Source organism: Microvirga sp. CF3016, from assembly GCF_036314085.1.
In the GTDB taxonomy this organism is placed as follows: domain Bacteria; phylum Pseudomonadota; class Alphaproteobacteria; order Rhizobiales; family Beijerinckiaceae; genus Microvirga.
Genome location: NZ_JAYGGM010000002.1, coordinates 297070 through 309448, shown reverse-complemented (window position 1 = coordinate 309448; position 12379 = coordinate 297070). Strand labels below are relative to the sequence as shown.

Genomic DNA, 12379 nt, shown 5'->3' with positions numbered 1-12379 from the left:
CGGCGGAAATCGTTGGTTTTTCAACAAAAAACTTGGTTTCAGCATGAAATCTTAACCGGTCGGTAACCATAACGGGCGCCGAATAATAGGCATTACGTAGCGTAAGAAATCCGCGACAGCCTGATCCGCCTCCTCCGACCATGTTCTGCGGTCCTCCGGGGAACCTGATGGTGATGCCGTCGCAGGAGCAGCATTGTAGGGTGAGGAGAACCAAGGATGGCGAAAGTACTTGTCGTGACATCGGGCAAGGGCGGTGTCGGAAAGACGACGTCGACGGCAGCGCTCGGCGCGGCGCTGGCGCAGAGCGGCCAGAAGGTCGCCGTGATCGACTTCGACGTGGGCCTGCGCAATCTCGATCTGATCATGGGCGCCGAGCGCCGGGTCGTGTTCGATCTGATCAACGTCATCAAAGGCGATGCGAAGCTCGAGCAGGCGCTGATCCGCGACAAGCGCGTCGAGACCCTGTCCCTGCTGCCCGCCTCGCAGACGCGCGACAAGGACAATCTCACCGAGGAGGGCGTCGAGCGCGTCATCAACGGCCTGCGCGAAAAGTTCGACTGGATCATCTGCGACAGCCCGGCCGGCATCGAGCGCGGCGCGACGCTCGCCATGCGCCATGCGGATGTCGCCGTCGTCGTGACGAACCCGGAGGTTTCCTCCATCCGCGATTCCGACCGCATCATCGGCATGCTCGATTCCAAGACCGAGAAGGCGGAAAAGGGCGAGCAGGTGGAGAAGCATCTCCTGCTCACGCGCTACGACAACGCCCGTGCGCAGCGCGGCGAGATCCTCAAGGTCGAGGACGTGCTGGAGATCCTCTCAATTCCGCTGCTCGCGATCATCCCGGAAAGCACGGAAGTGCTGCGCTCGTCGAACCTCGGCGCACCGGTGACGCTCGGCAGCCCGAATTCCGCGCCGGCCCGCGCTTATCTCGATGCCGTGCGCAAGCTCCAGGGCGAGACGATCGTCGAGGTGCAAAAGCAGCGCGGCCTGTTCAGCAAACTCTTCTCACGGAGGGCCGCATGAGCCTGTTCAGTTTCTTCAAGCGCAACACATCCGCGCCGGTTGCCCGCGAGCGGCTCCAGGTCTTGCTCGCCCATGAGCGCACCATTGTGGGCGGGGCCGAGTCCGATCTCGTGGCGATCCTGCGGGAGGAGATCATGGCCGTGATCGCCAAGCATATGGCCGTGCCGCAGGACAACGTTCAGATCAAGATGGATCGTGGCGCCTCCGTGTCGACCCTCGAGGTCGATATCGAGATCCCGACAGCCATCGCGGCCGGCCTGCGTCCGGCGGCGTGATCGGTGTCTTCTGGAGCGGCGCCGTTCGGAAGGAAGACGGGCCGCTCCAACTGCACTTCGCGCCGACGGGCATGTCTGTGTTCCGCCACGCGGCGGAGGCCCGGTTGCCCGCTTCGAGCGCCGCGCTACCTTCGCTTCATCTCCGTTCGCACGGGAGTGCTCGATGGGTAACGCATCCTGGCCCGAACTGCCGTATCCCGCTTGGCGGGATACGGCGGCGACCCTGCAGCTCTGGACACAGATCGTCGGCAAGATCCGGCTGTCGCTCTCGCCCTGGCTCAATCACGGCTGGCAGGTGCCGCTCTATGTCACCGCGCGGGGATTGGGTACGTCGCCCATGCCCGTCGGCGACGAGATCCTGGAAATCGAGTTCGACTTTATTGCCCATCTGCTGCTCGTGCGCACGAGCCGCGGGGAGGAGCGGCAATTGCCGCTGCAGCCGCAGAGCGTTGCGGATTTCTACTCGCGGCTTCTGACGATCCTGAGCGACATCGGCATCGAGGTTGTCATCAACGAGATGCCGAGCGAGGTGGCGGATCCCATCCGCTTCTCCGAGGATCGGATCCATGCCTCTTACGACCGCGATGCGGCACACCGCTTCTGGCGAGTACTCGTACAGGTGGATCGGGTGTTCAAGCTGTTCCGCAGCGGATTTTTGGGCAAGGTCTCGCCGGTGCATTTCTTCTGGGGCAGCTTCGATCTTGCGGTGACGCGCTTTTCCGGGCGGCCCGCGCCGCTGCATCCCGGCGGCGTGCCCGGGCTGCCGGATCCGGTCACCCGGGAGGCCTATTCGCATGAGGTTTCGAGTGCGGGCTTCTGGCCCGGCAGCGACGCCTTCCCGCATCCGGCCTTCTATTCCTACGCCTATCCGGAGCCGCCAGGCTTTCGCGAAGCCAAAGTGACATCCGTCGCTTCCTTCGACACGGCTCTCGGCGAGTTCATCCTGCCCTACGACGCTGTGCGCCAATCGGCGGATCCCGACGCCATGCTGCTCGACTTCCTCATCACGACCTACAATGCCGCCGCGGATGCGGGCCGATGGGATCGTGCCGCGCTCGAATGCACCATCGGCGCGCCCGCGCAGGTACGGGCAGTTTAGAGGCATGTCTTTCGAAAGGTGATGATGTTGCCGGTTCTCTCCACGGGTTCTCGGAAGAGATACGGGACTATCCGAAATTGCCGTTGAAGCCGCATTGCCTGCGTCGATTGCCACGCCGGCGCCACATACCCTGTCTAGCCCTAAAGCCAGAGCTAGGCTCCGTCGACAAGCGAATGTGCGAGGATCCCATGCAGGTTGGCGAGTTGTCCCGAACCCAGGCGCCGCGCGAACCGCGCGACAACGCGGCCCTTCAGGCCATGCGCATTCTTCTGGTGGTCGGTCTCATGAGTGCCGGCTGGCTGGCCCTGTGGCGGGCCCAGGGAGGCGGACCGGCTACGGAAGAAGGCATGGTGACCGTCGCTCCGCCGCAGACGATTACGGTGGAGCCGAGAGCCGCAACCCCGCCTGATCGCGCCGATCCCGTTCAGGTCGCCGATGCCGATCCCTCCGCGCCGACGGCCCTGCCCGTGAGGCGGCCCGCCGCTCCTGCGCCGGAACCGGACGAGGATGAATTGGAGCTATCCGCCGTCGAGCCCGGCATCGATCCCGCTTCCATCGGGGCCTCCCGCGATCAGTCCCTGGCGGTCCTGAAGCAGTTCGAGGCCGTCGTGCAGCAATCGTCCGCCGGCAAGCCCGCCAAGCCTCTGCCCGAGGCGCCTGCCGATATGAACGTGACGGGCACCGTGAAGCAGCAGGCGAGCCGAGCGGATTCCTTCGTTCCTGCCGGCGATCCTGAACCGACACTCGTCGATCTCAACAAGGGCACCATCGAGCAGCTGAACAGACTGAAGGGTGCCAGCTCGCTCGGACGCGCCATCGTCAGGGGCCGCCCGTACAAGTCGGTGGAGGATCTCGTGACGAAGCGGGTGGTGCGCCGCACCGCCTTCGAGCGGATCAAGGATCAGGTCACCGTGCAGTAGGATTCCCGACCTTGCCTCCGGCGAGTGCGTGACCCGCTTGCCAGGCTGTGACCAAAGGTGCTAAGCAGAGCGCATCTGACAGGGGTGCTCCGTATTGCCGGGGCTGAGATGGCGGCGCAAAGCCGCTGGACCCTCAAGCTGATCTGGGTAATGCCAGCGGAGCGAGGTGACGATGTTTTCCGGCGCACAGATTTCCCTCTACCCGATGACCGACGACTTCGTGGACGTCATCCTCGGCGCCATTGGGGCGCTTGATCCTTATCGCCCCAACTTCAGGATCGAGACCGACGACATCTCGACGCTGATCGTCGGTCCGCCGGAGCAGCTTTTTCCGGCCATGCGCGATCTGTTCCTCGCCGCATCGCGGCGCGGCGTGCATTGCGTGCTGGCCGCAACCGTCTCGCGCGGTTGCCCAGGCGAGCCCGATGATCCGATCTGCACGCCGCTTGCCGGCACGAGCCATGATCGGCCGCTCGCAGAGCGCATCGCAGCCGCCGTCCGGCACGTGGACGCAGCGCCTCAAACCGGCCAGATCGTGGCCGCGCAGTTCTCGCTCTATCCGTTGGGCAGCGGGCATCACATGGACGAGATCTACGGCTGCATCGATTTCCTGAAGGCATCCGGCGTCTTCGATCGCTCGAAGAATTTCTGCACCAAGCTGCGCGGCGATGCGGGCCCGGTCTTCGCCACCTTGAGCGAAGCTTTCCTGCGCTTCGGCGCACCGGAGGGCCATGTGGCGCTCGATCTCAAGGTCTCGGCGAACAGTCCGAGCAAAGCGTAATTCTTCTGGAAGTCTCCCCTCTCGCAACAAGGAGTTCGTCATGTCCGTGACCCGTGGCTGGACATTGAGGGAAACGCTCATCGTCACCGTGATCGGTGCCGTGTTCGCCGTGCTCTATCTCGGCTGGGTGCAGGTGTGGCTGGTCGCGCAGGCGGCCTTTGGCCCCCTGACGATGGATGTGTTCATGGGCTTCTGGTTCGTCGCTTCGATGGTGGCGGCCGCCATCATCCGCAAGCCCGGCGCCGCCTTTGCGGCCGAGGTGCTGGCGGCCGCCGTGCAGGTGCTTCTGGGAAGCCCCGCCGGCTTGCTGCTCGTGGTCAGCGGCATCGTCCAGGGCGCGGGCGCGGAAGCGGTCTTCGCTGCCACGCGCTGGCGCAACTACTCGCTGCCGGTGCTCATGGCGGCGGGCGTCGGCGCTGCGATCTTCTCCTATATCTACACCTGGATCCGGTTCGATTACGGCGCGCTGCAGCCGACGCTGCTCATCGCCATGTTCGTGCTGCGCTCCATGAGCGGCGCGCTGCTCGGTGGATGGCTCGCCCACGTCATCGTGCAGGCGCTCTACAGGACGGGCGCGCTCACGGGACTTGCGATCGATGTCGAAAAGCGCTCCGCTGCCGCCTGATCCTGCCGCGGAGTGGAGCGGGGTCGAGGTCCTCTATCCCTTCGCGAAGCGTCCTGCGGTCGGGCCTGTCGATCTCCAGGTCCGGCCAGGCGAGCGGGTTCTCCTCCTCGGCCCGTCGGGCTCCGGCAAGTCCACGCTGCTGCTGACGCTGACGGGCCTCATCCCCGACAGCATCCCGGCAGATGTGAAGGGGGAGATCCGCCTGTTCGGCCAGGATGTCGGCGCGCAGAAGCCGTGGGGCTGGGCGCGTCACGTGGCGCAGTATTTCCAGGACGCGGACCAGACGCTCTGCGGCATGCGCGTGGAGGACGAGATAGCCTTCGCGCTTGAGAACCGGGCGCTGCCGCCGGAGCGCATCGCACAGGCGATCGCGGAGGTGATGCGGAAGGTGGGTGTGCCGGAGGAATGGCGCCACCGCCGCTCGGCGCAGCTCTCGGGCGGCGAACGCCAACTCGTCGCTTTGGCGGCGACTCTGGTGCAGGACGCGCCACTCTTCGTTGCCGACGAGCCGACCGCGCATCTGGCCCCCGAAGCTGCGCGACGCCTGCATACGCTGCTCACGAGCCGCGAGGGCGGACACACCACCCTCATCGTCGATCACAGGCTCGATGGACTGATCGAGTCCATCCACCGCATGGTCGTGCTGGGCTGCGACGGCACCGTCATTGCCGAAGGCGATCCGCGCACGATCTTCCGCAAGGAGCGGGCGCTGCTGCAATCCCATGGCATCTGGTGTCCTGCCGCAAGCGCGCTCGATGCGGAACTCGCCCAGGTCGGGATCGCGGCACATGTGGCGCCGTTGTCGGTCGAGGAGGCGCTCGCGCATCTCGACCCCGACAACACATCTCCGGAATGTCTCGACAGGGCACGTCCCGCCGTCGAGGCCTTCATCGCCTCCGCCAAACCATCCGTTACGGTGCGCGATACGTCTGTGCTCGTAGGGCTGACGCGAGCTGATTGCGCGCCGTTCCTCGGCCCGACCGTGCTGCGCGGCGTCGATCTCGCCATTCACGAGGGCGAGATCCTCGGCGTTCTGGGCAGGAACGGTGCCGGCAAGTCCACGCTGGGCCTATGCCTCGCCGGCCTCCTGCCGCTGAGGTCCGGCAAGCGCGAAGGCCCGCCCGGTGGCTATGCCTTCCAGCGCCCCGAGAACCAGTTCACCGCCGGCACGGTACGCGAGGAGCTGCTCACCGCGCTACCGACGCGCATGAGTGCAGGGCAGAAGGCCGTGCATGCAGATGCCGCGCTCGAATCCTGGGGTTTGGCGAGCTTGGCACGGAACCATCCGTTCGAACTGTCGCAGGGCCAGAAGCGCAAGCTCGCACTGGCTTCGCTTACATTGTCCGATCGCTGGCCGCTGCTCGTGCTCGACGAGCCCATGGCCGGGCTGGATGCCCATGGCGCGGCCCTGCTCACGCAGGAAATCGTCGCATTGCGCGAGAGAGGTCGGACCATCGCACTGATCACCCACGACATGGATCTCGCCTTGAAGCTCTGCCCGCGATCTATCGTGATCGGGGAGGGAGGCGTTCTGGCGGATGGCCCCACGCAGGAGCTGATGAGCGATGCCGCTCTTCTTGCGCGTTCTGGGCTCACGGAGCCTGCCTCGGCTCCGGCGGCGCGCTGGCTCAAGGCCGCTGCCCTCCGGTTGGAGACAGCCGCCGCATGCTGACGTCCCTCAACCCGCTTGCGAAGCTTGCCGTCTGCTGCATCTGGCTCATCGCCGCCGTGCTGGTCTTCGATCCACGATTCCAGCTCGCGGCCATTCTGATGCCGGCGCTCGCGCTCGTCGTCCTCCAGCGGACCTCGCCGCTGGTCCTGCTTGCGCTGATGGTGCCGTTCGGCCTGTTCGGCTTCGGCTTTCTCACCACGAGCCTGCTGTTTCGCCAGGAGAGCGACTTCGCCGTCCGCATGGCAGGAGAATCTCTTTTCTCGTCGTCCGAATTCTCGGCAGGCACCACCCTGTTCCTGCGCGCGCTCGCCTGCGGGATGATCTCCGTGTTCTTTGCGCTCACCACCGACCCCGGCCTGTTCGTACGCGCCCTCATGCAGCACGCGAGACTGCCGCCGCGCATCGGCTATTCCCTGTTCGCCGCCATGCAGCTCGTGCCCGATCTGGCCGGTGAGGCGCAGCAGATGCGCCTGGCCCGCGCCATGAAATCCGGCGGCCGCCTGCGGCGGATCCCGAGCCCCTTCGAGCTTATGAGTCTCGTCATCCCGCTGCTCGCCTTCGCCATTCGCCGCGCCGGCCGCACGGCGATCGCCATGGAAGCCAGGGGGCTCAGTCCCGATGCTCCTCGCACTATCATGAACGCGCCGGAGTTTCACGGGCGCGATGCGGTGTTCGTCGCTGTGTCGATCACCGTGTTGGGCCTGTGTGGGCTCGCGACGCTTGGCGACATCTGAGCAGCTGTTCTGGCGAACAGAAGGATCAATATCGGGCAGCAAGTCGTTCGATTTTCGAACTGAATCAGAACATTATAAGCAGCGCTCATCATTTGCTATTGTCGGTCCAGCGGCGGTTTCCTCACGTCTGACAACGGTGCAATGATGAACGCGCAACCGATCACAACTTCATCTCTCAGCAGTCTCGGCTCGGATATCGTGCTCGGTGGTGGCGGCGCCGACCGGCTGACGGGCAGTGATGGGGACGATTGGCTGATCGGCCGCGAAGGTGGCGACTGGATCGAAGCCGGCGCCGGCGACGACGGCCTCGACGGAGGCGCAGGCGGTGACTGGCTCGACGGGGGTCACGGGGATGACATCCTCGTGGGCGGGGACGGTGACGACATCCTGTCGCCAGGTGCAGGAAGCAACACGATCCAAGGCGGCGGCGGGTCCGATCAGATCGACCTGCAGGGTCAAAACATTATCTCCGGCGGCGAGGGTGCCGATCGCTATCGCCTGTACGATTTCGCCGAAGCGGTGACTAGCCCGAGCATCATCAGGGATTTCGAAGTCGGCTATGGCGGCGACATCCTCGACCTCGCTTCCGCGATCGAGGGAGTCGATCCGCGCAACGATACCGAGTATCCCTGGCTCCTGGACCCTGTCCACCCGTTCACGAGCGGTCTCGTCCGTGTCGTGGCCTCCGGGAGCCACACTCTCGTGCAGGTCAATCTCGAGTGGATCGGCAAGGGACCAGGATACGGCACCGTCCTGTGGCTGGAGAATGTCGCGCCGGAGCAGTTGAGCGCATACAACTTCAATCCTGCCTACCATCCGCTCGGTCAGGGATCGAGCACGATCGGTACCGACGGGAACGATACGCTGGCAGGCTCGCTGGACCGCGATATCCTCTCCGGTCTTGGCGGACACGACAGCATCCAGGGCAGCGACGGCGAGGACTGGATCAGCGGCGGCGACGGCAACGACACTCTTTTCGGCGGTCTTGGCGCCGACACCATCCTGGGCGGCGCAGGCGACGATGCGATTCACGGCGACCCATTGTTCTGGGGCGGCGACCACTGGTCCCCGGCACCCAAGCCGGGCGGCGCCGACATGATCGACGGCGGCGACGGCAACGACACGTTCTACGAATGGCGAGGCGGTTCGAACACCATCAACGGTGGCGCGGGCGACGACGTCTTTCACTATGTGTCGAGCCAATCCGACTGGACCGGCCACGAATTCTACCCGGACGAGGCAGTCGATCGCCTCACGGGCGGCCAGGGCCGCGACACCTATCTGATCGGCTATTCGCCCAATTCCCCTGCCGATGTGATCACCGATTTCGCAACGGGCGCCGGAGGCGACATCCTTGATGTTTCGGGCTTGCTTGCGGGCCTTCCAGACTATGTTGGAGGCACCAATCCGTTCCTGACCGGACATCTTGTCCTGGAACAGTCCGGCGCGGACACGATCGTCAAGGCGCTGATCCGCCCCTATTTTGGCGCGGAGGCGCAACTGCAGCCTATCCTCACCCTGGAGAACATCCGCGTCGGCGATCTCACACCGGACAACGTCGTGCCGCCTTACGATCCGAGTGGAACATTCGGAGCCGTCAAGGGAACGGCGCATGCGGACATTCTCGACGGAACCATGTACCCTGAACTCCTCGAAGGTCTCGACGGTGACGACATCGTCCGCGGTCACAATGGGGACGATCGGGTCGAAGGCGGTGCGGGCAACGACTGTCTGGAGGGCGGGGCAGGGGCCGATACCGTCTATGGCGGCATCGGCGAGGATCGCGCCAGCGGCGGCGCCGGTAACGACACTCTCTACGGCGGAGACGGGAACGACCGGCTGCAAGGCGACAACGGCAACGACATCTTGGACGGCGGATGGGGCGACGATCTCATCATGGAGGTCGAGGGCCATCATGCTCTCGGGGCCAACGACGAGTACGTGTGGGGCGGCTCCGGCAACGACACCATCTATGCCGGAGCGGGCAACGACTACGTCGACGGCGGCCAGTCCGACGACATCCTGGTCGGCGGGACCGGCGACGATCTGCTCTTCGACAGCTGGGGTTCGAACCGGATCGACGCCGGTTCCGGGAACGACACGATTTCGTCGGTATCCGACAACTTTCCCGGCAGTTACACGGATGCCTCGATGCAGCCCGGCATCGACACGATCGTCGGGGGCGCAGGAGCGGATCGCTACATCCTCTCCTTCACGCCGACACGGGCTATGGTGGCCGATCGCGTCCTGGACTTCGAGGCGGGAGCGGGAGGCGACGTGATCGATATCTCAATCATCACACCGCGCCTGCCAGGCTATGGGGAGGGCGGCGATCCCTTCGCGGCCGGCCTTCTGCGCCTGACGGAGAGCGACGGCGACGTGCTGCTCCAGGCAAAACTCGCGGCGGGCTTCTCGACCGTCCTCGTACTGGAGAACAGCTCGCCGGAACTGATCTCGCCCGAGAACTTCGACTGGATGGCGTGAGGCACGGCGAGGCCGATCCAGGGGAGGTTGCCATCGGGATCATAGGGAAAAGCAGGCTCTCGAAGTAGAATTCGCGGCGCCGCCCATTCACGAGGCGCTCTCGGCCCGCTACAACTCCGTTTCATCTCCTCGCAATCCGGATCATGAGCCATGGCCGCCAGCGTCACCGACCGTTTCCTTCGTTACGTCGTCATCGACACTCAGTCCGACGCCACGTCTCAGAGCCAGCCGTCCACCGAGAAGCAGAAGAATCTCGGCCGCCTGCTGGTCGAGGAGCTCCATGAGATCGGGATCTCCGACGCGCATCTCGACGACCACGGCTACGTCTATGCGACCATTCCGGCGACGACGAGCAAGAACAACGTGCCGGTCATCTGCTTCTGCGCCCATATGGATACGGCGCCGGATTTCTCCGGCACCAACGTCAAGCCGCAGATCGTCAGGAACTACCAGGGCGGCGACATCCGGCTGCCGGGCGACCCGAACCAGGTCATCCGGGTCTCCGACCACCCGGTCCTGAAGGATCTGATCGGCCACGACATCGTCACCTCGGACGGCACGACGCTTCTGGGCGCCGATGACAAGGCCGGCATCGCCGAGATCATGGCGGCGGCCGAATTCCTGATCAACAACCCGGACATCCGGCACGGCACGATTCGCATCCTCTTCACCACCGACGAGGAGATCGGCCGCGGAGTCGACAAGGTGGATCTGAAAAAGCTCGGCGCCGATTTCGGCTACACGCTGGACGGCGAGACGGCGGGCACCATCGAGGACGAGACCTTTTCCGCCGATGCGGTGGAGATCGCCGTCAAGGGCGTGGCGATCCATCCGGGCTTCGCCTACGGCAAGATGGAAAACGCCATTCGGATCGCTGGCGACATCATCGCGCGTCTGCCCAAGGACATGGCGCCGGAAACCACCAAGGGCCGCGACGGCTTCATCCATCCGACCGGCGTCACCGGCGTGATGGAGAAGGCGAATTTGAGCTTCATCATCCGCGACTTCACGGAGGAAGGCCTCAAGACCAAGGAGGCGCTGCTGGAAAACATCACCAGGGACGTGATGCAGGCCTATCCGGGCTCCAGCTACACCTTCACGGTCAAGGAGCAGTACCGCAACATGAAGGTCGTGCTCGACAAGAACCCGGAGATCGTCGAGTACGCCGTGGAGGCGATCCGGCGGGCCGGCATGGATCCGGTGCGCGGCAGCATCCGCGGCGGCACGGACGGCTCGCGGCTTTCCTTCATGGGGCTGCCGTGCCCCAACATCTTCGCCGGCGGCCATGCCTTCCATTCCCCGCTGGAATTCGTCAGCAGCCAGGACATGGAAAAGGCAGTGACGACCATCGTCGAACTCGCCAAACTCTGGGAAGAGCGCGCGTAAGGCACGTTCCTGCCCGATCGCACTCATCCATCGCTCGGCCGCCGGCTGTTCCATGCACCGGCGGGCTTGCCGTCTCGGAGATGGGAGCCGATCTCGGCCATACGAGGCTTAGTCTTGGAAGGCCATCTCTCGTCGAACCTGGATGGTCATGGCATTGCCGCGCCAGACCACGTTCCTGCCCACCCAGGCATAGGTCCAGATTGCGGGAAGGACACAGTCCCTGACAAGGCAAACCAGAGGGTAGCGCCAGGAAACGTGCCAGCCCTTGCTTCGTGCCAGCATAAATTCGGCGCCATACCAGAGCACGGCCAAACCTGCGAGAGTTGCGAGCAGGTTGTAGTCACTGCTTTGCGCAGCATAGGCTCCAGCCAGCAATGGGAGCGCACCCCCGATCAGAATCTCGGGCGCGAAGAACAGCGGGAACGTGACCCGCCGCAGCCTTGCCCAGCGGATCTGGCGAATCCAGACCTGTCGGGCCGTTCGAGTTCCCAGAGGTTGCTCGAAAGGGGCTGATACCAGATGAACATGCAAGCCCGCCCCACGGACGAGTTTCGTCGCAGCCGCGTCTTCCGCAATTTCGGCTGCAAGCGTCCGGATGCCGCCTTGAGCCTCGAGGAAGCTTCGTCGCCAAAGCATGCTCTTGCCTTGAGCGAATCCGAGACCGAGACTCTCCCCCACATACTGCCAACGGGCTTGCAGGCTGTTCAGGAAGGCGCATTCGACCTCGGCCCAGAATCCGCTGGGTTGCGACCCGATGGGAGTTGAGCAGACGAGCCCCGTATCCGGCCTCCAGCTCGTCAGCAGCTGCTGGATATAGTCCTGGGGCATGAGAACGTTGGAATCGGCAAGGATGACCCATTCCGACCGGGCCGCTTCCCATCCTTTGACGCAGTTGTTGAGCTTGGGATTGGGGCTGATCCTGTCGTCGCCGACGAGAAGGCGGGATGCCACACCGGGATGGTCCGCCATCAGCTTGCGAATGAGCGGCACGACCGGATCGTCCGAACGCGCGACGCAGAAGATCAGCTCGTAGCGCGGATAATCCAGGACGAAGCCTGACGCCAATGTCTGCTCGATGCAGGGCTCCAGACCGCAAACCGGCCGGACGATGGTCACAGGCTCGACCGGCCCGTCAGGCGGAGGGAGCTTCGATGGAGCGCGGATCCGCAGCGCTGCGAGGATGATGCTGATCAGATTGACGAGCGACAGGATGAGGCACAAGAGCGCTGCTGCTTCGGTCACTAAGCCTCTCCTGGAGAGCCGGCATTGGCCGATCATGACGATCTGTGCTGGATAGATAGTCGCCTCGACAGTTGTGTGACTGTTATCTGTCAGATTTATTGCAATGCGATCTGGAGCTGCCTCCGCAAGAGAGCC

The 12379-nt window shown here is 64.4% G+C and carries 11 protein-coding genes and 1 riboswitch; of the genes, 10 read left to right on the top strand and 1 reads right to left on the bottom strand.

Going from position 1 to position 12379, the window contains the following annotated elements; genetic code table 11:
• Positions 1-216 precede the first annotated feature (216 nt).
• The 10 genes from minD to pepT all read left to right on the top strand — a co-directional run bounded on the left by minD (position 217) and on the right by pepT (position 11002).
• Entirely contained in the window at positions 217-1026 is an 810-nt protein-coding gene (gene minD, locus VB672_RS03815) for a septum site-determining protein MinD (RefSeq protein ID WP_329782841.1), read from the top strand.
• The gene (gene minE / locus VB672_RS03810; protein ID WP_329782840.1) at positions 1023-1301 is read left to right on the top strand and encodes a cell division topological specificity factor MinE; all 279 of its coding nucleotides are present in this window, start codon (positions 1023-1025) and stop codon (positions 1299-1301) included. Before minD ends, minE begins: the two co-directional genes overlap by 4 nt.
• Before the next feature lie 163 nt (positions 1302-1464).
• Positions 1465-2400 (top strand): DUF5996 family protein, encoded by a 936-nt coding sequence (locus tag VB672_RS03805; RefSeq protein WP_329782839.1) that lies wholly within the window; start codon positions 1465-1467, stop codon positions 2398-2400.
• Positions 2401-2588: 188 nt separating this feature from the next.
• Entirely contained in the window at positions 2589-3320 is a 732-nt protein-coding gene (locus tag VB672_RS03800; RefSeq protein ID WP_329782838.1) for a helix-hairpin-helix domain-containing protein, read from the top strand.
• 70 nt (positions 3321-3390) lie between these two features.
• Positions 3391-3502: riboswitch (TPP riboswitch) on the top strand.
• Complete coding sequence (locus tag VB672_RS03795; RefSeq protein ID WP_329782837.1) at positions 3493-4101, top strand: YkoF family thiamine/hydroxymethylpyrimidine-binding protein; 609 nt, start codon at positions 3493-3495, stop codon at positions 4099-4101. It overlaps the preceding riboswitch by 10 nt.
• Positions 4102-4141: 40 nt before the next feature.
• Entirely contained in the window at positions 4142-4726 is a 585-nt protein-coding gene (locus VB672_RS03790; protein WP_329782836.1) for an ECF transporter S component, read from the top strand.
• On the top strand, positions 4698-6398 hold the full coding sequence (locus VB672_RS03785) for an ABC transporter ATP-binding protein (protein ID WP_329782835.1): 1701 nt from the start codon (positions 4698-4700) through the stop codon (positions 6396-6398). Before VB672_RS03790 ends, VB672_RS03785 begins: the two co-directional genes overlap by 29 nt.
• On the top strand, positions 6392-7132 hold the full coding sequence (locus VB672_RS03780; RefSeq protein ID WP_329782834.1) for an energy-coupling factor transporter transmembrane component T family protein: 741 nt from the start codon (positions 6392-6394) through the stop codon (positions 7130-7132). The genes VB672_RS03785 and VB672_RS03780 overlap by 7 nt, the downstream gene beginning before the upstream one ends.
• A 144-nt stretch (positions 7133-7276) precedes the next feature.
• The gene (locus tag VB672_RS03775; RefSeq protein WP_329782833.1) at positions 7277-9616 is read left to right on the top strand and encodes a calcium-binding protein; all 2340 of its coding nucleotides are present in this window, start codon (positions 7277-7279) and stop codon (positions 9614-9616) included.
• Between the two features lie 150 nt (positions 9617-9766).
• The gene (gene pepT / locus VB672_RS03770; protein WP_329782832.1) at positions 9767-11002 is read left to right on the top strand and encodes a peptidase T; all 1236 of its coding nucleotides are present in this window, start codon (positions 9767-9769) and stop codon (positions 11000-11002) included.
• Between the two features lie 108 nt (positions 11003-11110).
• Here the strand turns inward: pepT and VB672_RS03765 are convergent, their stop codons facing one another.
• Positions 11111-12280, bottom strand: coding sequence for a ceramide glucosyltransferase (locus VB672_RS03765; protein WP_442931901.1), 1170 nt, complete (start codon positions 12278-12280; stop codon positions 11111-11113).
• Positions 12281-12379: the final 99 nt, after the last annotated feature.

Excerpts from the sequence above, each read along its gene's own strand:
- VB672_RS03800 (WP_329782838.1), top strand. The coding sequence starts at position 2,589 with ATGCAGGTTGGCGAGTTGTCCCGAACCCAGGCGCCGCGCGAACCGCGC.
- minE (WP_329782840.1), top strand. The coding sequence starts at position 1,023 with ATGAGCCTGTTCAGTTTCTTCAAGCGCAACACATCCGCGCCGGTTGCC.
- VB672_RS03780 (WP_329782834.1), top strand. The coding sequence starts at position 6,392 with ATGCTGACGTCCCTCAACCCGCTTGCGAAGCTTGCCGTCTGCTGCATC.
- VB672_RS03785 (WP_329782835.1), top strand. The coding sequence starts at position 4,698 with ATGTCGAAAAGCGCTCCGCTGCCGCCTGATCCTGCCGCGGAGTGGAGC.
- pepT (WP_329782832.1), top strand. The coding sequence starts at position 9,767 with ATGGCCGCCAGCGTCACCGACCGTTTCCTTCGTTACGTCGTCATCGAC.
- minD (WP_329782841.1), top strand. The coding sequence starts at position 217 with ATGGCGAAAGTACTTGTCGTGACATCGGGCAAGGGCGGTGTCGGAAAG.
- VB672_RS03765 (WP_442931901.1), bottom strand. The coding sequence starts at position 12,280 with ATGATCGGCCAATGCCGGCTCTCCAGGAGAGGCTTAGTGACCGAAGCA.
- VB672_RS03790 (WP_329782836.1), top strand. The coding sequence starts at position 4,142 with ATGTCCGTGACCCGTGGCTGGACATTGAGGGAAACGCTCATCGTCACC.
- VB672_RS03805 (WP_329782839.1), top strand. The coding sequence starts at position 1,465 with ATGGGTAACGCATCCTGGCCCGAACTGCCGTATCCCGCTTGGCGGGAT.
- VB672_RS03775 (WP_329782833.1), top strand. The coding sequence starts at position 7,277 with ATGAACGCGCAACCGATCACAACTTCATCTCTCAGCAGTCTCGGCTCG.
- VB672_RS03795 (WP_329782837.1), top strand. The coding sequence starts at position 3,493 with ATGTTTTCCGGCGCACAGATTTCCCTCTACCCGATGACCGACGACTTC.